The sequence below is a fragment of the Arthrobacter sp. 05T444 genome (assembly GCF_056395905.1).
Window position 1 is genome coordinate 179143 of record NZ_JBFTKK010000002.1, and the last position, 18567, is coordinate 197709.

Here is an 18567-nt window from a genome sequence, read left to right on the forward strand (position 1 = left end):
GGACGGCACGGGGCTTGCACGGACAGCACTGCGTAGCGTCTCGTGACCCGGCGGCCTCCGCTCCTTGTCCGGCTCACTCCTTGATCCGGGGACTAAGCTGGATTGACACTCATGAGAGGCCCAGCACCGTGAACAACATGTTTTTCTGGATCATTGTTTTGTCGTTCCTCATCCCCATGGGAATGCGCATGTACCGGAGGTCCGTCCAGAGGCGGAACCAAGGCCAGAATTTCTCCGGACAGTATCCGGACCAGTTCCCGGGTTCCTACCAGGGCCGGCCGAACAACCAGCCGCGGGACGGCTACACCCAGCAGGACTACCTCAGCGGCGGCTTTGGCCTTCCCCCGGGCGGAGGCCAGCAGCAGCTTCCCCCGCTGGACCAGCCATACCCGGGGCAGCCGTACCCGAGCCCCCAGTACCCGAACTCCCAGTACCCCGGCGCTGGCCCGAGCCAGCCTGGATCCATGGGCCCGGGCTACCAGGGTCAGGGTTATCAGGGACAGGTCCCCTACGAGGACAGCCCGGAATTCAATGCCAGCCCTCCCCGGTCGCAACACCCGCAGCCACAGCACGGAGCTGCCCCCTCGATGCCCCCGCCGCCGTCGGCCCCGCAGGGCTTCCGCGCGCGCAAGCTGGCCGAACTCGACCAGCAGTACAGCAACGGAGAAATCTCCATGGAGGAGTACATGACCCGGCGCAACGACATCATGAACGGTTAGGCCCGGGCAACTGGCGCCCGGCTTCATCCGAACTTATCCGGCGACGCCACCGCCTTCGGCCATGAGGGTTGCCGACGAGTGATGAGGTAATTCGTGGACGCCCCCATGGTGGGGGCGTCTTTACGCCGCCAATGCGCCATTGCGACTGGCGCGTTTGAGCGTCTTGGCGCGCCGGAGGAGTTCGCGGCGTTGACGCCGGTTTGAGAACCCAGTGCCTGTCAACCTAATGCCCATCAACGTAGTACCTGTCAACGTAACGCCGGGTTGGCGCGTTCCGGGCGGTGGTGGTGCGGTCGAGTGATAAGTGTGGCCGGTCGGGGTCCGGATCTCGAGGGTGTGCCTAAGCCGGCCCGTGCCAACGGGCCCGGAGCGGGGCTTCGCTGTCCAGCCGGGGGTTTCTTTGGTGTGGTTGCAGGCCTCGCAGAGCCCTGCACCATTCCCGTGCGTGGTGGTGCCGCCGCGGTGCCAGGGGATGATGTGGTCGTGGCGGCGGATCGGGGCGTCGCAGTAGGGCGTGCGGCAGGTCTCATCCCGGGCCTGGAGGAAGCGCCGCAGCCCGGCGGGGAAGAGCCTGGCGCGGGAGTCCATCGCGACGAGCTCTCCGCTGCCCGGTGCGGTGTAGAGCCGGCGCAGCCAGACGTTAACGGCGGCATTCCCCGGGGCCGGCTCTGCGAAGGCGGCGCCGGCATCGCCGTTGCCGCTGACGCCTGCGCGTGCTGGCGTGACGGCACTCCTGGCCCAGCCTGCCGGGACCACACCGTAGCCGGGGAGGCGGGCCGGTTCGGAGTCGCCCTGGAAGAGGGTGCGGTCAGTCATGATGAGCTGGATCTCGATCCCGGTGATCCCGCCGGGGGTGCCGGTGATCCTTTCGACCAGGCCATCGGCCGTGATCTGTCCGCGGGAGCGGGGATCCCCGGCCGAGCGCAGGGAGTCCGCGTGCCGGGTCAGGGCGGCATGGACCGCGACCCCTGCGGTGACCGGGAGCAGGGCGGTCAGGAGCGCCATGGTGTCCGGGGCCGGGCGGAGGCTAACCTGCCGTTCCGCGGCGGCGTGGCCGGCCCGCTCCGTGACGGAACGCGGATCCCGCCGGTAGGCCACGGCACGCGCCGCGGCGATGATGGCCCGGTCACCGGCACCGCTCAGCGTCCCGGCGTCGGCCGCCAGTTCCTCGTCGACGGCGCAGCGATCCACGGCGGACAGGCACGCCGTTTCCTTCACCAGCAGCGTCGCGCGCCACTCGTTTAGCTGACCGGCCTCAAGGGCCGCGAGGGTGTGCGGCATTTCGGTGGCGAGGGCCTTCGCCAGGCCCAGGAGCCGCCCACCCCGGGCCGGGGACTCCCGCCGGGCCAGGGCGATCTGCGCGGCGACGCCCTTGCCCAGTTCCGCCGCCGGAACACCGGCCCGGGCCTGGGCGCGGCGCTGCTGCAGATCGAAGGCCACAGTCATGCGCGCCTGCAACGCGGCCGCGGCGGACTTCAGGTCCTCCAGTCCTCGCAGCTGGTCGATCAGCCCAGCGCTGTCGGCCCTCGGGCGGACAGCAGCGAGCAAGCCAGCCACCTCGGTGACCGTCACAGCACCCGCGGCCCTGGAAGCCATTTTAGGCACCCGATCCTCGACCGTAGAAAGACTCTGCATCCATGAACTGAGTCTTCCAGGCACCACCGACATTTAACGTCGCGTCTGCGCGTTGTGGCCCGGACATTGACCGGCGGCCGCAACCCAATCCACTGCGGGAGGCGGCCGCCCCCGGCACTCCTCCGCCGCCGTCGGCCTCGCAGCGGTTCCAAGCACCCAATCTGGCGGAACTGGATCAGTGGAGCAGCCTCGCAGGAACCTGAAACAGCCCGTGCCCCGCTGCTTTTGGCGGCGGGGCACGGGCTGTCTGCAGGCCAGAGGCTTGGACTGCCTGACGACCGGTTGTCCGTTTAGTCGACCTGCGGGAATCCGAGGTCGATGACGGACGTGGACGGGTCCGGCCACCGGGTGGTGACCACTTTGCCCCGCGTGTAGAAGCGGATGCTGTCCGGCCCGTACATGTGGGTGTCGCCGAACAGGGAGTTCTTCCAGCCGCCGAAGGAGAAGGTCCCCACGGGTACCGGGATCGGCACGTTGACGCCCACCATGCCGACTTCGACGTCGAACTCGAACTGCCGCGCGGCGCCCCCATCGCGGGTGAAGATGGCAACGCCGTTGCCGAACTCGTTCTCGTTGACCAGCCGGACGGCGTCGTTGTAGGTATCAACGCGCACAACCGACAGGACCGGGCCGAAGATTTCGTCGTCGTAGACCTTCATTCCGGGCTTCACGTGATCCACGAGGCTGACGCCGATAAAGAAGCCGTTCGAATCGAACTGCTGCGAGCGGCCGTCGACGACGACCGTGGCACCTTCGTTTTCGGCGCCGGCCACGTAGGAGGCGACCTTGTCACGGTGTTCCGCGGTGATCAGCGGCCCCATCTGCGATGACGGGTCGGTGCCGGGACCGATCTTCAGTGTGGCCATGCGGCTGGTGATTGCGGCCACGAGGTCATCGGCGATGTTCCCGACGGCCACCAGCACGCTGACCGCCATGCAGCGTTCACCGGCGGATCCGTAAGCCGCGGAGATCGCTGCGTCGGCCGCCATGTCGAGGTCGGCGTCGGGCAGGACCACCATGTGGTTCTTGGCTCCGCCGAGGGCCTGGACGCGCTTGCCGTGATCGGCCGCGCGCTTGTAGATGGACTGCGCGATAGGCGTGGATCCCACGAAGCTGACAGCCTTCACATCCGGGTGTTCAAGCAGGACGTCCACCGCTTCCTTGTCACCGTGGACCACGTTCAGCACGCCCGCCGGCAGCCCGGCCTCGGCGAAGACCTCAGCGATGAACACGGCCGAGGACGGGTCCTTCTCGCTGGGCTTCAGCAGCACGGTATTGCCGCAGGCCAGCGCGCTGCCGATCATCCACAGCGGCACCATCGCCGGAAAGTTGAAGGGAGTGATGCATGCCACTACGCCGACAGGCTGGCGGACGGAGTGAACGTCGACGCCGCTGGAGACTTGCTCTGAACGCTCGCCTTTGAGCATGTGGGACAGTCCGGTGGCGAACTCGATGTTCTCGAGGCCACGGGAGATCTCGCCTTCGGCATCGGAAAGCACCTTGCCGTGTTCGCTGGTGAGGATGGCCGCCAGTTCTGATTTTCGCTGCGTCAGGATTTCGCGGACCCGGAAGAAGATGTTCGTGCGCTTGGCCAGGCTGGTGGCCCGCCATCCGGGAAGGGCAGCCTTGGCGGCCGCGATGGCTTCCTCGACCCGGGAGGCGGAGGCGAGGGCAACCTCTTTCTCCTGCTCCCCCGTTGCCGGGTTGAAGACAGGGCCGAAGCGATCGGCATCGCCGACGCGGCTGCCGTTGATGAAATGCGGAATGGTTTCCATGGGTGTCTCTTTCTTAGTGCAAGGCGATCCGGGGCACGGCGAATGTACGTGCCGTTCCGGCGAAGGGGCCTGGTGGGATTTCCTGAACTCGGCTGCTACCGGGCGGACCCCAGCGAGCCGTCTACGAGCTTGATGATCATGGAGCAGTCCTTGCCCGACTCGCCGGCGTCGATGAGCTGCTGGAACAGCTGCTGGACGTGCTTGCCGATTTCGAGGGGCGTTCCGGTGTCCTCGGCGGCGCTGATGGCCAGGCCGATGTCCTTGTTGGCCAGCTCAGTCGTGAACGTGGGCGCAAAATCGTTGTTTGAAGCGGCGGTGGAGACCACGCCCGGAACGGGATACCAGGTGCGCAGGGCCCAGCTGTCCCCCGAGGAGACAGACGCTATGTCCCAGAACACCTGCTTGTCCAGGCCGAGCCGGTCTGCCAGCACGGCACCCTCGGCCGTGGACGCAAGGTTGATGAAGAGCATCAGGTTGTTGCAGATCTTGGCAGCCTGCCCCGTGGTGGCACCTCCGGTGGGGATGATGTTGGACGCCATGGGCTCGATGTACCCGGTGGCGTCAGCCACGGCGCCCGCTTCGCCGCCCACCATGAAGGTGAGGGTTCCCGCCTTGGCCCCGCTCATGCCGCCCGAGACGGGCGCGTCAACGAAGCGGAAGCCGGCGGCAGCAGCGGCGTCGTGCAGTTCCTGGGCGGAGGCGATGTCGATCGTCGAGGAGTCCACCAGCAGCGTCCGGGCGTCGGCGAGCGCCAGGACGCCCTCCTCGCCGAGGTAAACGGCCTTGGCGTGCTCGCCCTTGGGCAGCATGGTGAAAACGACGTCGGCGCCGTTCACGGCGTCCGCGATGCTCTTCACCGGCTTTACTCCGCCAGCTTCTGCGGCGGCGACGGCGGCGGGATTCAGGTCGAATCCCCGCACGTCGTGCCCTGCCTTTGCCAGGTTTGCTGACATGGAACCGCCCATGTTCCCCAGACCGATCCAACCGACTACTGCCATGGCATAAGCTCCTTTGCTTCGTGTCCGGCCTAGCCGGAAGTCCTGTGTCCACCATCACACCCTGTTACAGTGCAATCAAGGGGAAAAAGTACAGAGGGCATGTGCATTGATGCACATACGAGTGAAAGGCACACCACGTGAGGCGGCTTCCGAGTCCGGACGACCTGCTGATCCTGCTGACCGTGGCCCGCCTGGGCCGGTTCAACGCCGTAGCCGAGACGCTGGGCACCACGCACACCACGATTTCCCGCAGGATCCTGGCCCTCGACAAACAGCTGGGCGGGCGCACCCTGGAACGCAGCCCGCACGGCTGGGAACTCACGGAGCTTGGGGCGTCGGCGGTGGCCGCTGCCGAAGCCATTGAGGAGACGCTGGGATCGCTGTCCGGCCTCATCGGCCGCGACGAAAATGCCCTCTCCGGGCTGGTGCGGATCAGCACGTCGGACGGCTTCGGCGCCGAATTCGTCACGCCCGCCCTGGTCCGGCTCCAGCGCCGGCACCCGCTGCTGAATGTGGAGATGCTGAGCGCCACCCGTAAGGTCAGCCAGAACCGGTCCGGCGTGGACCTCGAAGTCGTGGTCGGCCGGACCGATGTCAGCAACGCTCAGACAATTTTCCTGACCAACTATTTCCTGCGGCTTTACGCCAGCCCTGCGTACGCCGCCGAGCACGGCCTGCCTGAAACGCTCGACGGCGTGGGGCAGCACGGCTTCGTGTCCTACGTTGAATCTGCGCTCCAGGTGGCAGAGCTGGGACACCGCTCCTCGCAGTTGCCGATGCCGAAGTCCAGCTTCCAGGCCACCAGCATCTTTGCCCAGGTGGAGGCGGTGCGCCTTGGTGCGGGAATCGGCCTGCTGCCGAATTTCATGGTGGCGGGCAAGCCGGACTTCGTGCCGGTGCTTCCCCACGACTTCCAGCGACAGCTCCCCATCTGGGCGGTGGCGCGCCCCGAATCGCTGCGGTCCGGCCGGGTGCAGGCCGTCATTGCGGCGATCCGGGAGGAAGTACAGGAACGCCAGGAGTTGCTGGCTCGCTGAATGGCGTCAGGCCTGGAACAGCCGCCGCACCACTTTTCCGGCGGCCAGGGCGTCGAGCCCCTCGTTGATCTCGGCCAGTGGCTTCGTATCCGTGTGCAGCAGCTCAACGGGCAGCCGGCCCTCGCGCCAGTAGCCCAGATAGAGGGGAATATCGCGCCTGGGCACGGCGTCACCCATGTAGGAGCCCAGCAGCCGCTTGCCTGCGCCCGCGAACTGAAGGGCCGGGACTGTCAGCTCCGCGGACGGATGCGGGAGGCCTACCGAGACCACGGCGCCGCCCCTCGTCACCTGCTCCAGGCAGGACGCAATCACCCGGGCCGAACCCACGGCTTCGATCGCAACGTCCACGCCGTCGCCGGTGGCCTCCGCGATCAGCCGCGGCGCATCATCCGGCGTGCCCACTGCCGTTGCGCCACACTCCAGTGCCAGCTGGTGTTTGCTCGTGTTAGGGTCAATGGCGATCACCCCCGAGGCGCCCGCGAGGGCCGCCGCCATGACGGCGGAGAGCCCCACGGCCCCCAGTCCGAAAACCGCAACCGACTGGCCGGCCTTGACGGCGGCAGTGTTGAGCACTGCCCCCATGCCGGTGAGTGCGGCGCAGCCGAACATGGCCGCCACCGTGTCCGGGACGTCGTCGTCAATGGCCACCACGGATTCCCTGGCCACCACTGCGTAGTCCGCAAAGGCAGAGACTCCGAGATGGTGGTTGATCCGCTCCCCCGACGGCGTCCGCAGCAGCGCTTCCCCGTGCAGGAGGTCGCCGGAACCGTTGGCTTCAGCGGCCCGGTGGCAGAGTGCGGGGCGCCCCGAGCGGCAGGCCCGGCAATCCCCGCAGCTCGGCACGAAGACCAGCACCACGTGGTCCCCCACGGAAATGTCCGTTACGCCTGCTCCCAGGGCCACGACGCGGCCCACGGCCTCATGCCCGAGCGCCATGGGAAGCGGCCTCACCCTGGAACCGTCCACCACCGACAGGTCTGAGTGGCAAAGGCTGGAGTAGGTGATGGCAACGCCGAGCTCTCCGGCGCGCGGTTCCGGTCGGTCCAGTTCCTGCACCACGAGCGGCTTCGCTTCTGCGTAGCTGGTTCCGGAAGAATCGGTGGGACTCGGAACGGTGGAATAAAGGACGGCTGCTCGCATGGTGATTCCTGTCTTCTGCATCGATGGCTGACACGCAGCTGCCCGGGCCTGCGTCAGTCGCGGGTCCGGGCAGCTGTTTCTGGCTATGGCCGCCCTTACTTCCTGGCAGCCGCCAGGAGGTCGGCGGTGCCGCGGGCGTCGGCGGCGTCGACGTCCCGGAGCGAGACGCCGCGGGTTTCCTTGAGGAAGAACACCGCGACGGCGGTCACCACACAGGCTGCCGCGAGGTAAAGGGCAACAGGGGTGGAGGACTTGAAACTGCCCAGCAGCGACGTGGCGATGATCGGCGCCAGTGAACCGGCGACGATCGACGTCACCTGGTAGCCGAGGGAGACGCCTGAGTAGCGCATCCGGGTTGGGAACATCTCGGCCATGATCGCCGGCTGCCCTGCGTACATCAGGGCGTGGAACAGCAGGCCGATCGTGATCGCCGCGAGGATGGTCATGTCATTGCCGGTGTCCATCATGGGGAAGGCGAAGAAGCCCCAGGTTCCGCCGAGAATCGCTCCGGCCATGTAAACCGGACGGCGACCGAACGAGTCGGAGAGCTTGCCCACGAGCGGCACGGCGCAGAAGTGGATGAAGTGGGCCACGAGCAGCAGGAGCAGGATCCGGGCAGTGTCGGTCTGGACCACGACCTTCAGGTACGTGATGGAGAACGTAACGACGAGGTAGTAGAGGATGTTCTCCGCGAACCGCAGTCCCATGGCAGTGAAGACGCCGCGCGGGTAGCGCTTAAACACTTCGGCTACGCCGTAGCCCTTCTTCTCGACCGTGACTTCCTTGCGGGCCTCCAGGAAGATGGGTGCGTCCTGGACCTTGGTGCGGATGTAGTAGCCGATGATGACGATCACCGCGGAGAGCCAGAACGCAACGCGCCAGCCCCAGCCGAGGAAGTCCCCGGACGACAGCGTGGAGGAAAGGGTGAAGAGGACGCCGGTGGCCAGCAGGTTGCCCATCGGCACGGCGGACTGCGGCCAGCTGGCCCAGAACCCGCGCGACTTGTTCGGGCTGTGCTCTGCCACGAGGAGCACTGCGCCGCCCCATTCGCCGCCGACGGCGAAGCCCTGGACGAAGCGCAGGAACACCAACAGGGCCGGTGCCCAGTAGCCGATCTGCGCAAAGCTGGGCAGGCAGCCCATCGCAAACGTGGAAATGCCCACGAGAATGATGCTCAGCTGGAGCAGCTGCTTCCGGCCGAACTTGTCCCCGAAGTGGCCGAAGACGATGCCGCCGATAGGCCGGGCAACGAAGCCGACCGCGTACGTGACGAATGCGGCGATGATCCCGTCCAGCTCCGTCCCCGAATTGGGGAAGAACATCTTGCCGAACACCAGGGTGGCTGCGGAGGCATAGAGGAAGAACTCATACCACTCGACTACTGTGCCGGCCATGGAGGCCGTAACGACTTTCTTTAGGCCTGATGCCTTGACATCGGGTTCCTCTACGCGCCTTGCGGCGGAGTTTTCCGTACTCATTGTGAACTCCTTCGGCGTCTCCCTCGACGCCACTGGGACCTGACTTTGGCGGACGTGTGTGATGTGCACCACGAATCACCGGTTCCAACGAGTATGGTCTGCCATTGCTGCAAGCTCAACGACAAAAAGTGCAGAACGCATCTGCATAAATGCACATTCGGGAGGTGCTGGCGCCAAGCTGTCCAGCTTGGGTGCAGCGTCCGCTCAGCGTCGGCTCAGGCGAAGATTCAGGCGAAAAAGCCTGCCCGGAGCTGCGCGTCCAGCTGCCCGATCTCGGTGAGGAAGCCATCATGGCCGATCGGCGCCTCGATCACATGGACGTCCACGTCACCCGGCAGTGCGTCTGCAAGCTCCCGGGACTGCGAGGGGAAGTAAAGCCGGTCTGTGTTTACGGCCGCAATAAAGAAGTCGGCGGTGGTCCGCGCCAGAGTCTCCTTCAGCGATCCGCGCCCGCGGCAGATGTCGTGGCTCATCAGCGCTTCGGTGATTGCAATGTAACTGTTGGCATCGAAGCGCCCCACGAGCTTGCTCCCCTGGTGGTCCAGGTAGCTTTCCACCTGGTACCGGCCGCGGGCAGCAAGGGCATCCGCCTGCAACGGCGCCTCGCTGGCCTGGGCGTTCCGGCCAAACCGGAAATCCAGCTCCTGCGCGGACCGGTAGGTGATGTGCGCAATCCGCCGTGCCAGCGCCAGTCCGGCCTCGGGCACCGGGCCGGCGTAGTAGTCGCCGCCGTTGAAGTGAGGATCCTGCCGAATCGCCAGCGTCTGTGCCTGCGCGAAGGCGATCTGTTCGGCCGTGCTGCTGGCGCCGATGGAAATAACGCCGCAGCGCCGCACCCGCTCCGGGTAGGTGACGGCCCACTCCAGCGCCCGGGCTCCGCCCATGGAGCCGCCAAGGACGGCGTACCAGCTGCTGATGCCCAGCTGGTCCGCAAGCCGCGCTTCGGCCGCGGTGGTGTCGCGGAGCGTGACCAGCGGGAAGCGTGAACCCCACGGCCTGCCGTCCGGAGCAGCCGACGACGGCCCCGTGGATCCGTAGCAGCCGCCGACGATGTTGATGGAGACGACGAAAAACCTGTCCGTATCCGCCGGGGCGCCGGGACCGGCCAGCTGCTCCCACCAGCCTTCTTCGTCGTCCGTGCCGCGGGTAACGTGCGTGCTGCCCGTCAGGGCGTGCTCCACGAGAATGGCGTTCGAGCAGTCCTCGTTGAGCGTCCCCCAGGTTTCATAGGCGAGGGTGACGTCGGGCAGGAATCCGCCGGCCTCGAGCTCAAGGTTGCCGATGTTGACGTACTGGACTGTCCCATCCTTAACTGCCGTGCCGTCCGTAACCGCAGTGCCACCGGGAACCGCAGCGCCATCCGTAACTTCGACATTCGGAACTTCTGTGCGGGTAACGGAAATCGTCATAGGTAAACCTCTTCTACGCGCTTGCCCGCCGCCAGCTGACCGGCGGGCCAGGTCTTCACCCGGGGCACCCCACCGCGGAAGGAGGGTTGCCGGCCAGCAAGCCGGGGCTGTTGCTGGCACTCATGACCTAGGGCAAGTTTACGAAAGAGGGCGCCGCCCACGCGAAGATTGTGACGGCTGTGTGACTCCCGGCAACACCATCGGGAGCCAGAGCCGTTCAAAGCTTGCGACGAAACTTCCGCAAACCCGGACGTCCCATGAGGGTTAGGCTTCCCTTAGCTGAGAGCCGCGTCACAAGATGCCAAGATGAGGGCATGCGCATGGATCACGTCTCTTACGCCTGTGAACACGATGGCCTGGCTGCCACCACCGAACGTATTTCGTCCGCCCTCGGCGTCGAAGCCGTGAAGGGTGGAGTGCACCCCCGTTTCGGAACCCGGAACATGATTATCCCGCTCGCCGGGCACAAGTACCTTGAGGTCGTGGAGGTCCTGGACCACCCGGCGTCGGATAAAGCTCCGTTCGGGCAGGCCGTGCGCGCACGGTCCGCTGCCGGTGGCGGCTGGATGGGATGGTGCGTCGAAGTGGACGACCTCGCCCCGTTTGAGGACCGTCTGGGACGTTCCGCCGTCAACGGCAACCGCAAGTTCCCGGACGGCCGTGAACTCGTGTGGAAGCAGATCGGAATCCTGGGCCTCATTGCAGACCCGCAGGTTCCGTACATGCTCAAGTGGGAAGGCGATCCGGGGCTTCACCCGTCCAACGCCTATGACAGCAACGTCAAGATGTCCAGTCTCACCATCGCAGGCTCCGCCGAGCGCGTTACCGAATGGCTCGGCGAACCCGTAGAGCGGCCCCTCGAGGACGTCGCCGTGAACTGGGTCGCTCCGCACGGAACCCCGGGCATCCTGTCCGTCACGTTTGAAACTGCAGCGGGCGCCGTCACAATCTGACGCAGCGCTGCCAACAAGCTTCGGCCGCCATCAGCGGGTGCCAACGACGTCACCCACCGATGGCGGCCGAATTACTTTAACGCCTAGTTACCCAATGCTTAGCCCAGCCCGACGGCCTTTCCGAACAGGCTGAAGCCGACGAACGCCACAATGTCCAGCAGTGCATGGGCTATGACCAGTGGCATCACCCGTCGGGTTTTGGTGTAGACCCAGGCGAACACCACGCCCATGATCGCGTTGCCAATGAAGGGCCCGAACCCTTGATACAGGTGGTAGCTGCCGCGGAGCATGGAACTGGCAAAGATTGACAGCGGCACGGACCAGCCGAACTTCCCGAACCGGTCCAGGAGGTAGCCCACCACGATGACTTCCTCGACGACCGCGTGCCGCACCGCGGAGAGAATCAGCACGGGAACCGTCCACCAGTACGCGTTCAGGGCACTGGGGATGATCGCCGTCGTGATGCCCAGCGCCCGCCCTGCCGCGTAGAGGCCCAGCGATGGTATGCCGATCAAAGCGGCCAGCCCGACGCCCTGCAGCAGGTCCCTTCCGGGGCGGGCGAAATTGAAACCCAGCTTCTGGAATGCAGAGCCACCCACATAGCCCGTTCCTGCCTTCGTCTGGCGGTGCTCCGTCAGGAAATAGATCACCAGCAAGACGGGCACCAGCGCGAAGATGATGTCCAGGAGTTGGTACGTCAGATCGAAATATTCCCGTGTACTTTGCGAGCGGTTCAGCGTGGACGTGCCCTGCGCCAGCGGCGCCCGGGTCATCTTGTCCAGGAGTTGCACCACGGAGTACACGGCGGACTGCCCCAACGACAGTCCCAGGACTATCCAGACTTCGATCCGCAGGCGACGGCGGGAAGGAACCAACATATTCCTATCTTGCCTGCAGTTGCTGGTACTTTCCTGTTTGGCTTCCGGACACTGTATTACTTCAGGAACCTGCCTCCTCCGCGGCGGCCCCTATGCTGGGGAAGTATGAGTGCGCCCGGGAAAATCATCATGATCCGGCACGGCCAGTCCGCCGCCAATGCCGACACCTCCATTTACAACAGGGTGCCCGACTACCGGATTCCGCTGACTCCCCTGGGTATTGAGCAGGCCAAGGCTGCCGGTGAGCGCATCCGGCGCGAGCTGGACGGCCAAGAGGTGTCCGTCTACGTCTCGCCCTACCTGCGCGCCTACCAGACACTCGAAGCGCTCAACCTTGGCTCCCTCACGGAACGGGTCGTCGAGGAGCCGCGGCTCCGTGAGCAGGACTGGGCGAATTTCCAAATAGCCGGCGAAATCGAGGACCAGAAAGAACTGCGCAACGCCTACGGGCATTTCTTCTACCGCTTCCGGGAGGGCGAGTCCGGGTCGGACGTCTACGACCGCATTTCGTCATTCATGGAGACTCTTTACCGCCACTGGGCCAAGCCGGACTACTCCGCCAATACCCTCCTTGTCACGCACGGCCTCACCATGCGCCTGTTCTGCATGCGCTGGTTCCACTGGTCCGTAGAATACTTCGAGTCGCTGAACAACCCGGACAACGCTGAGATCCGCATGCTGATGCGCACCGAGGACGGCAAGTACGAACTCGACCAGCCGTTCACGCAATGGGTGCAGCGCCGCGTGGACGAGACAGTGCTCGACGCACCTCCCGTGTTCTTCTAGGGCCTGTCGGTTGGGCCCTGATCGGTTCTCCCAGTGCCGGAGCGGCCTTAGGACTTGCGTGTGCGGGGCGTTTCCGGCGCCACAATGACGTCCGTGCCGATGGCTTCAAAGGCGGCTTTGTCCTGGGCCGAGATGCCCGAATCGGTAATCAGCCGCGTGAACGCGTACCCGTCCATAGTCGCGAAAGCCCGACGGCCCACCTTGGAAGAGTCCGCAAGGACATAGGAAATGCTGGCCCTGCTGGCGAGCAGCGCGTTGACGGAGGCTTCGCCTTCTCCGGTATTGGTGGGGCCCACTTCGGGATCAATGCCGTTGACGCCGATGAACGCGATATCCAGCACCACCTTCTGCATGATGATGTCCGTGTAGGGGCCCACAAGCTCATAGGACCGCGGGTTCAGGATGCCGCCGGTCACCATAACCTTGATGTTGGGCCGCACCGCCAGCTGCGCGGCGATGTTGATGGCGTTGGTAACCACCGTCAGCGTGGGCTGGTTGGACGGGGAATTGAGGTCCTCGCGGGTTGCCAGGATCTGCGCGAGGGCGGTACTGGTGGTGCCGCCGCAGAGGCCGATGACCATGCCGGGCGCGATAAGCGCGGAGGCGGCGAGGGCAATCTGCTGCTTGGCGGCCGCGTGGTCGTCCCGGTTGTACCGGCCGGGCAGGTCGTAGGCGAGGGCACCTGTTGTGGCTCCGCCCCGGGTCCGGGTCAGCAGACGCCGGTTGGCCAGGCTGTCCAGATCCCGCCGGGCCGTTGCCGGCGAAACGCCGAGCTGGGTGACGATTTCCTCCACCTCCACCTGCCCGGTTTCGGCAAGGAGATCAAGGATTGCCGTCAGTCGGTCGGTGCGGGTCATGCGTAGCTAGCCTCTCGGGGATCAAACCGTCACCAGAAAGTGACGTTTGTTGATTGTAACAGACCCTAAACGATCAGTTCCCGTCATTATCCCCAGGGATCAGGGTTACCTCTCGCGCACTCCGGCGCGCCAGACCGCGTGCGTCAGCGGCATGCCCGGCCGGTAGGCCAGGTGCGTGGCCGACGGTGCGTTGAGCAGGTGCAAGTCAGCCCGGTGCCCGACGGCGATCGAGCCCACCGCGCGTTCGCCGTCGATGTCGGTCCCGGACTCGCGCCCCAGCGCAAGGGCCCCGCCGTACGTCGCCGCGCGGACCGCTTCGTGGACGCTCAGCCGCATCTGCAGCACTGCAGTGGTGACACAGTATGCCATGGAGCTCGTGTACGACGTCCCGGGATTGCAGTTGGAGGCCAGGGCCACTGGCACGCCGGCATCCAGGAGCCGGCGGGCGGGCGCCAGGGGCTGCCGGGTGGAAAGGTCGCACGCCGGCAGGCAGGTGGCCACGGTGCCGCGATTATCCGAACCGGCACCTGCCCCCGCACTCCAGCCGGACCAGCTGGCGGCCAGCGCCTCCACATCCTCATCGGACAGATAGTTCACATGGTCCACGCTGGCCGCACCGAACTCCACTGCGAGCTGGACGCCCGCGCCCGGACCCAGCTGGTTGCCGTGGACGCGCAGCCCGAGTCCGGCGTCGCGGCAGGCCTGAAGCACACGGCGCGACTGCTCCTCGGTAAAGGCGCCCCGTTCGCAAAACACGTCGGCCCACGTCACGTACGGGCGGACCGCATCCAGCATCGGGCCGCACACGAGGTCGGTGTACTCGTCGGCGTCCATGTCCGCAGGCACCAGGTGCGCACCGAGGTACGTGACTTCATCGGCCACTGTCGACGCGATCCGTGCGCTGCGCGCCTCCTGCTCAACGTCCAGGCCGTACCCTGTCTTAGTCTCCACATACGTGGTGCCCTGCGACACCGCTTCCGCCACGCGGCCCATCGCGAGCCGGGTGAGGTCGTAGTCCCCGGTGCTGCGCGTTGCTCCGGTAGTGACGGCGATGCCGCCTGCGCTGTAGATCTCTCCGGCCATCCGGGCTTCGAACTCCGCCGTCCGGTCACCGGCGAAAATGAGGTGCGTGTGCGAGTCCACCCAGCCAGGCAGAAGGGCCCTGCCGCCGGCGTCCACCGACTCGTCCGCCGCCGGTGCGTCCGCCGCCGCCCCGAGCCAGGCGATCCGCTCCCCCTCGATCACCACGGCGGCATTCCGGAGGACGCGGTGGTCCTGGTCCTGGGTCATCAGCTCGCCGAGGTTGGTAATGAGGGTAGTCATGAACCCATTCTTCAGCGCCGGATGGACCAGCGCGTCGCGGCCAGCGCGTCCGCTGTCCGGGATTCCGGACTGGTGGCCTGTCCGGTGCCATTTTGGGGTCCGGTGAGGATTTGTGCCGCGGCGAGCTCGGCAATCGCAGACGAAGTCTGGAAGCCGTACCCGCCCTGGCCAGCCAGCCAATAGAATCCGGTGGCCTCGGCGTCGAAGCCCACGACGGGGACGCCATCGGCCGCTTCGGTGCGCAGGCCGGTCCATGCAGTGCGGACGGCGCTGATCCCCAGCGTGGTCAAGGTGTTGAGGCGGGCTATGAGCCGTTCGACATCGCCGGGGAACGGCCGGGCATCCTCCGGCCCGCTGGCGACGTGTTCCGACGGCGAGACAAGAACATCGTTGCCCTCCCGCCGAAAGTAGAAGGAGTCGTCCGCTGCCGCCACCATGGGGCTTCCAACAGGCAGGGAATGCTCGACGCCGACAATCGCCGCCGTGCGCCGGTACGGCTGGAGTCCGAGCTTTTCCACGCCGCTGACCACGGCCACTTCGTCCGCCCATGCCCCGGCCGCGTTGACCACGACGCCGGTCTGGAAGGCCTCCTGGCCAGCGCCGATCTCCCAGCCGCTGCCAAGCCGCTGCGCCGAATGCAGCCGCGCGCCGGTGATGATGTCCACGCCCGCACCTTCGGCCCGTGCCCGGTGGTCGTCAAGCAGGACCGGCGCGTTGCAGCCGAACGATCCCGTGTCCAGGCCTGCAGCGGAGAATGACCCTGGTTCCAGGACAGGACACAGCGCCAGCGCTTCCGCGTGGCTGACCATCCGCATGTGGCCGCTGGCTTCGGCCCTGACGGTTTCCTCGTTGCCGACCAGCATGAAGCTCCGCGGGGACAGCACAGGTTCGGGCAGCGAGGCATCCCTGGCCGCAATCAGCTCCAGGGTGCGGACCGTAAGCTCCTGGACCACGGGCGGGCCGTAGCTGGGGATGAGCTGCCGGGCCGAGCGGGAGGAGGTGTGGTACGCCAACTGCTGCTCGGCTTCGACCAGTGCCACGCTGCATTTTCCGGCCAGGGCGGATGCCAGGGACAGTCCCGCGATCCCGCCTCCAACGATCACCACGTCATAAGTTGCTGCCATGGCTACATCCTTGCAGATGTTAGGCACCCTTGCAGATGCTAGGCGGCGACGGCGTTCCGGCTCTTGACGAACGCCCGCACGCAGGTTTCGACGTCGTCGGCGCTGTGCGCCGCGGACAGCTGCACGCGGATGCGGGCCGCGCCGCGCGGCACCACGGGGAAGCTGAAGGCCGTAACGAAGACGCCGTTCTGCAGCATCTGGTCGGCCACTTTTGCTGCAACGACGGCGTCGCCGAACATCACCGGAACGATCGCGTGTTCGCCGTCGAGCAGGTCAAAACCCTCCTCCGTCATGCGGCGGCGGAACAGTTCCGCGTTCTCGAACAGCCGGGTCCGCAGCTCACCGGAGGTCTCTACAAGGTCCAGTGCCTTGATGGTGGCCGAAACGATGGCCGGGGCCAGGGAGTTGGAGAACAGGTACGGGCGGGCTTTCTGCCTGAGCATCGCCACCACTTCGCTGCGGCCGGAGACGTAGCCGCCCGAGGCGCCGCCGAGTGCCTTGCCGAACGTGCCGGTATAGATGTCCACCCGGTCAGACACGCCGGCGTGTTCCGGGGTTCCCGCTCCGGTGGCGCCCATGAAGCCCACGGCGTGGGAGTCATCCACCATCACCAGGGCATCGTGCTTTTCGGCGAGGTCGCAGATGGCCTCCAGCGGCGCAAGGTAGCCGTCCATGGAGAAGACGCCGTCCGTGACGATGATTTTCCGGCGGGCGTCCTTCGCCTCGATGAGTTTCGCCTCAAGGTCTGCCATGTCCTGGTTGGCGTAGCGGAAGCGCTGCGCCTTGCAGAGCCGGATGCCGTCGATGATCGAGGCGTGGTTCAGTGCGTCGGAGATGACGGCGTCTTCCGGGCCGAACAGCGATTCGAAAACGCCGCCGTTGGCGTCGAAGCAGCTGGAGAACAGGATGGTGTCCTCGGTGCCAAGGAACTTCGACACGCGGGCTTCAAGCTGCAGGTGGAGGTCCTGGGTGCCGCAGATGAACCGGACGCTCGCCATGCCGAACCCGCGCTCGTCCATGGCGGACTTGGCCGCGGCGATGATGTCCGGGTGGTCGGCCAGGCCCAGGTAGTTGTTGGCGCAGAAGTTCAGCACGGGTGACCCCGCTTGCCCGGTCTGGCCGGCCGTGATGTGGCTGGCCTGGGCGGAGTCGATGTGGCGCTCGGTCTTATAGAGGCCGGCCTCGCGGATCTCCTCCAGTTCGCTGCGCAGCTGGTCCTTGATTGCTGAATACATGGTGTGCTCCTCGGCTCGTTGAAAGTCTGGTGTCTTGATGCTGGGGGTGGGAGTGTCTGGGCTCAGGTCGTGGCTGGTGCTCAGCGCTGGTTACACTTCAGCGCTGGTTACACTTCAGCGCTGGTTACATTTCAGCGCTGGTCACATTTCAACCCAGTCGAGCACTACCTTGCCGCCGACTCCGGCGCGGGCAATTTCGAAGCCCTTCTCCCACTGCGCTGCCGGCAGTACGTCCGTGACCACGGCGGAGATGTTGGCGTGCAGCGTCGGGTTGGAGGACAGCATGGCGCTCATGGCGTACCAGGTCTCGAACATTTCGCGGCCGTAGATCCCTTTCAGGGTCAGCATGTGCGTGACCACCTTGCCCCAGTCGATGTCGATGGACTGGCTGGGGAGGCCCAGCATGGCGATGCGGCCGCCGTGGTTCATGTTGTCGATCATCTCCGGCAGGGCGGTGGGGTGACCGGACATTTCCAGCCCGATGTCGAAGCCTTCGCGCATGCCCAGTTCGCGCTGCGCCTCATGGACACGCGTCCTGGAGACGTCGATGGCCAGGTCAACGCCGAGCTGGCGGGCCAGTTCCAGCCGCGGCGCCGACACGTCGGTGATGGCGATCTTGCGTGCCCCGGCGTGGCGGGCCACGGCGATGGCCATGAGCCCGATGGGTCCGGCGCCGGTGATCAGCACGTCCTCGCCTACGAGCGGAAAGCTCAGTGCTGTGTGCACGGCGTTGCCGAAGGGGTCGAAGATGGCGCCGAGCTCCGGCGTCACGGAAGGATCCTGGTGGACCCAGACATTGGTTTCCGGGATCACGACGTATTCGGCGAACGCCCCGTCCCGCTGTACGCCCACGCTCACGGTGTGGATGCACATCTGCCGGCGGCCGGCGCGGCAGTTGCGGCAAATTCCGCAGACGATGTGGCCCTCGCCAGAAACCCGGTCGCCCACCTTGACGTCCCGGACGTCCTCTCCGGTCTCCACAACCTCGCCGTAGAACTCGTGCCCTGCGATGAGCGGTGCCTGGATGATGCCCTGGGCCCAGGCATCCCAGGACTGGATGTGCAGGTCAGTGCCGCAGATGCCCGTGGTGATGACGCGGATCTTGACATCGCCGGGGCCGGCTTCAGGCTCCGGGCGGTCGACGAGCTCGAATCCGGCGTGTGCGCCGGCCTTGAACAGAGCCTTCATTGGCTTCCTAACTTTTGGCATGCGCGGCAGCG

Annotated in this window: 16 protein-coding genes and 1 riboswitch; of the genes, 4 read left to right on the forward strand and 12 right to left on the reverse strand. The window is 66.0% G+C overall.

Going from position 1 to position 18567, the window contains the following annotated elements:
• Positions 1 to 137: 137 nt before the first annotated feature.
• Positions 138 to 719, forward strand: a complete 582-nt coding sequence (locus AC1DD3_RS03080) for an SHOCT domain-containing protein (protein WP_354962150.1) — start codon at positions 138 to 140, stop codon at positions 717 to 719.
• A 120-nt stretch (positions 720 to 839) separates the two neighbouring features.
• Here AC1DD3_RS03080 and AC1DD3_RS03085 read toward each other — a convergent pair whose 3' ends face one another.
• From AC1DD3_RS03085 to mmsB, 3 genes are all read right to left on the reverse strand, one after another.
• Positions 840 to 2315, reverse strand: a complete 1476-nt coding sequence (locus AC1DD3_RS03085; RefSeq protein WP_476880909.1) for an HNH endonuclease — start codon at positions 2313 to 2315, stop codon at positions 840 to 842.
• Positions 2316 to 2644: 329 nt separating this feature from the next.
• Positions 2645 to 4129 (reverse strand): CoA-acylating methylmalonate-semialdehyde dehydrogenase, encoded by a 1485-nt coding sequence (locus AC1DD3_RS03090; protein ID WP_230118999.1) that lies wholly within the window; start codon positions 4127 to 4129, stop codon positions 2645 to 2647.
• A gap of 95 nt (positions 4130 to 4224) precedes the next feature.
• A complete protein-coding gene (gene mmsB, locus AC1DD3_RS03095) occupies positions 4225 to 5127 on the reverse strand; it encodes a 3-hydroxyisobutyrate dehydrogenase (RefSeq protein WP_230118998.1) in 903 nt (300 codons plus the stop codon).
• Between the two features lie 137 nt (positions 5128 to 5264).
• On the opposite strand from mmsB, the gene AC1DD3_RS03100 reads away from it, so the two are divergent.
• A complete protein-coding gene (locus tag AC1DD3_RS03100; protein ID WP_230118997.1) occupies positions 5265 to 6164 on the forward strand; it encodes a LysR family transcriptional regulator in 900 nt (299 codons plus the stop codon).
• A 6-nt stretch (positions 6165 to 6170) separates the two neighbouring features.
• Here the strand turns inward: AC1DD3_RS03100 and AC1DD3_RS03105 are convergent, their stop codons facing one another.
• From AC1DD3_RS03105 to metX, 3 genes are all read right to left on the reverse strand, one after another.
• Positions 6171 to 7304, reverse strand: a complete 1134-nt coding sequence (locus AC1DD3_RS03105) for a zinc-dependent alcohol dehydrogenase family protein (protein WP_230118996.1) — start codon at positions 7302 to 7304, stop codon at positions 6171 to 6173.
• Positions 7305 to 7399: 95 nt separating this feature from the next.
• Positions 7400 to 8782 carry an MFS transporter gene (locus AC1DD3_RS03110; RefSeq protein WP_230118995.1) on the reverse strand — a complete coding sequence of 461 codons (1383 nt, stop codon included), beginning with the start codon at positions 8780 to 8782 and terminating at the stop codon, positions 7400 to 7402.
• A 227-nt stretch (positions 8783 to 9009) separates the two neighbouring features.
• The gene (gene metX, locus AC1DD3_RS03115; protein WP_476880910.1) at positions 9010 to 10191 is read right to left on the reverse strand and encodes a homoserine O-acetyltransferase MetX; all 1182 of its coding nucleotides are present in this window, start codon (positions 10189 to 10191) and stop codon (positions 9010 to 9012) included.
• A 12-nt stretch (positions 10192 to 10203) separates the two neighbouring features.
• A riboswitch (SAM riboswitch) is annotated at positions 10204 to 10319 on the reverse strand.
• Between the two features lie 186 nt (positions 10320 to 10505).
• Between metX and AC1DD3_RS03120 the strand changes: the two genes are divergently transcribed.
• Entirely contained in the window at positions 10506 to 11144 is a 639-nt protein-coding gene (locus AC1DD3_RS03120) for a VOC family protein (protein WP_230118993.1), read from the forward strand.
• A 98-nt stretch (positions 11145 to 11242) separates the two neighbouring features.
• Here AC1DD3_RS03120 and AC1DD3_RS03125 read toward each other — a convergent pair whose 3' ends face one another.
• Positions 11243 to 12022 carry a CPBP family intramembrane glutamic endopeptidase gene (locus AC1DD3_RS03125; protein WP_230118992.1) on the reverse strand — a complete coding sequence of 260 codons (780 nt, stop codon included), beginning with the start codon at positions 12020 to 12022 and terminating at the stop codon, positions 11243 to 11245.
• Positions 12023 to 12127: 105 nt separating this feature from the next.
• On the opposite strand from AC1DD3_RS03125, the gene AC1DD3_RS03130 reads away from it, so the two are divergent.
• On the forward strand, positions 12128 to 12808 hold the full coding sequence (locus tag AC1DD3_RS03130; protein ID WP_230118991.1) for a histidine phosphatase family protein: 681 nt from the start codon (positions 12128 to 12130) through the stop codon (positions 12806 to 12808).
• 47 nt (positions 12809 to 12855) lie between these two features.
• Here the strand turns inward: AC1DD3_RS03130 and AC1DD3_RS03135 are convergent, their stop codons facing one another.
• The 5 genes from AC1DD3_RS03135 to tdh all read right to left on the reverse strand — a co-directional run bounded on the left by AC1DD3_RS03135 (position 12856) and on the right by tdh (position 18535).
• Positions 12856 to 13665, reverse strand: a complete 810-nt coding sequence (locus AC1DD3_RS03135) for a DeoR/GlpR family DNA-binding transcription regulator (protein WP_230118990.1) — start codon at positions 13663 to 13665, stop codon at positions 12856 to 12858.
• A 105-nt stretch (positions 13666 to 13770) separates the two neighbouring features.
• Positions 13771 to 14988, reverse strand: coding sequence for an imidazolonepropionase (hutI, locus tag AC1DD3_RS03140; protein WP_476880911.1), 1218 nt, complete (start codon positions 14986 to 14988; stop codon positions 13771 to 13773).
• A gap of 11 nt (positions 14989 to 14999) precedes the next feature.
• Positions 15000 to 16112, reverse strand: coding sequence for an NAD(P)/FAD-dependent oxidoreductase (locus AC1DD3_RS03145; protein WP_230118988.1), 1113 nt, complete (start codon positions 16110 to 16112; stop codon positions 15000 to 15002).
• A gap of 38 nt (positions 16113 to 16150) precedes the next feature.
• The gene (locus AC1DD3_RS03150; protein ID WP_476880912.1) at positions 16151 to 17347 is read right to left on the reverse strand and encodes a glycine C-acetyltransferase; all 1197 of its coding nucleotides are present in this window, start codon (positions 17345 to 17347) and stop codon (positions 16151 to 16153) included.
• A gap of 141 nt (positions 17348 to 17488) precedes the next feature.
• Positions 17489 to 18535 (reverse strand): L-threonine 3-dehydrogenase, encoded by a 1047-nt coding sequence (gene tdh / locus AC1DD3_RS03155; protein ID WP_230118986.1) that lies wholly within the window; start codon positions 18533 to 18535, stop codon positions 17489 to 17491.
• Between the last annotated feature and the right edge of the window lie 32 nt (positions 18536 to 18567).

What these genes read in the sequence shown, in the direction of transcription:
- AC1DD3_RS03080 (WP_354962150.1), top strand. Translation starts at nt 138, where the DNA reads ATGTTTTTCTGGATCATTGTTTTGTCGTTCCTCATCCCCATGGGAATG.
- AC1DD3_RS03085 (WP_476880909.1), bottom strand. Translation starts at nt 2,315, where the DNA reads ATGGCTTCCAGGGCCGCGGGTGCTGTGACGGTCACCGAGGTGGCTGGC.
- AC1DD3_RS03090 (WP_230118999.1), bottom strand. Translation starts at nt 4,129, where the DNA reads ATGGAAACCATTCCGCATTTCATCAACGGCAGCCGCGTCGGCGATGCC.
- mmsB (WP_230118998.1), bottom strand. Translation starts at nt 5,127, where the DNA reads ATGGCAGTAGTCGGTTGGATCGGTCTGGGGAACATGGGCGGTTCCATG.
- AC1DD3_RS03105 (WP_230118996.1), bottom strand. Translation starts at nt 7,304, where the DNA reads ATGCGAGCAGCCGTCCTTTATTCCACCGTTCCGAGTCCCACCGATTCT.
- AC1DD3_RS03110 (WP_230118995.1), bottom strand. Translation starts at nt 8,782, where the DNA reads ATGAGTACGGAAAACTCCGCCGCAAGGCGCGTAGAGGAACCCGATGTC.
- metX (WP_476880910.1), bottom strand. Translation starts at nt 10,191, where the DNA reads ATGACGATTTCCGTTACCCGCACAGAAGTTCCGAATGTCGAAGTTACG.
- AC1DD3_RS03120 (WP_230118993.1), top strand. Translation starts at nt 10,506, where the DNA reads ATGCGCATGGATCACGTCTCTTACGCCTGTGAACACGATGGCCTGGCT.
- AC1DD3_RS03125 (WP_230118992.1), bottom strand. Translation starts at nt 12,022, where the DNA reads ATGTTGGTTCCTTCCCGCCGTCGCCTGCGGATCGAAGTCTGGATAGTC.
- AC1DD3_RS03130 (WP_230118991.1), top strand. Translation starts at nt 12,128, where the DNA reads ATGAGTGCGCCCGGGAAAATCATCATGATCCGGCACGGCCAGTCCGCC.
- AC1DD3_RS03135 (WP_230118990.1), bottom strand. Translation starts at nt 13,665, where the DNA reads ATGACCCGCACCGACCGACTGACGGCAATCCTTGATCTCCTTGCCGAA.
- hutI (WP_476880911.1), bottom strand. Translation starts at nt 14,988, where the DNA reads ATGACTACCCTCATTACCAACCTCGGCGAGCTGATGACCCAGGACCAG.
- AC1DD3_RS03145 (WP_230118988.1), bottom strand. Translation starts at nt 16,112, where the DNA reads ATGGCAGCAACTTATGACGTGGTGATCGTTGGAGGCGGGATCGCGGGA.
- AC1DD3_RS03150 (WP_476880912.1), bottom strand. Translation starts at nt 17,347, where the DNA reads ATGTATTCAGCAATCAAGGACCAGCTGCGCAGCGAACTGGAGGAGATC.
- tdh (WP_230118986.1), bottom strand. Translation starts at nt 18,535, where the DNA reads ATGAAGGCTCTGTTCAAGGCCGGCGCACACGCCGGATTCGAGCTCGTC.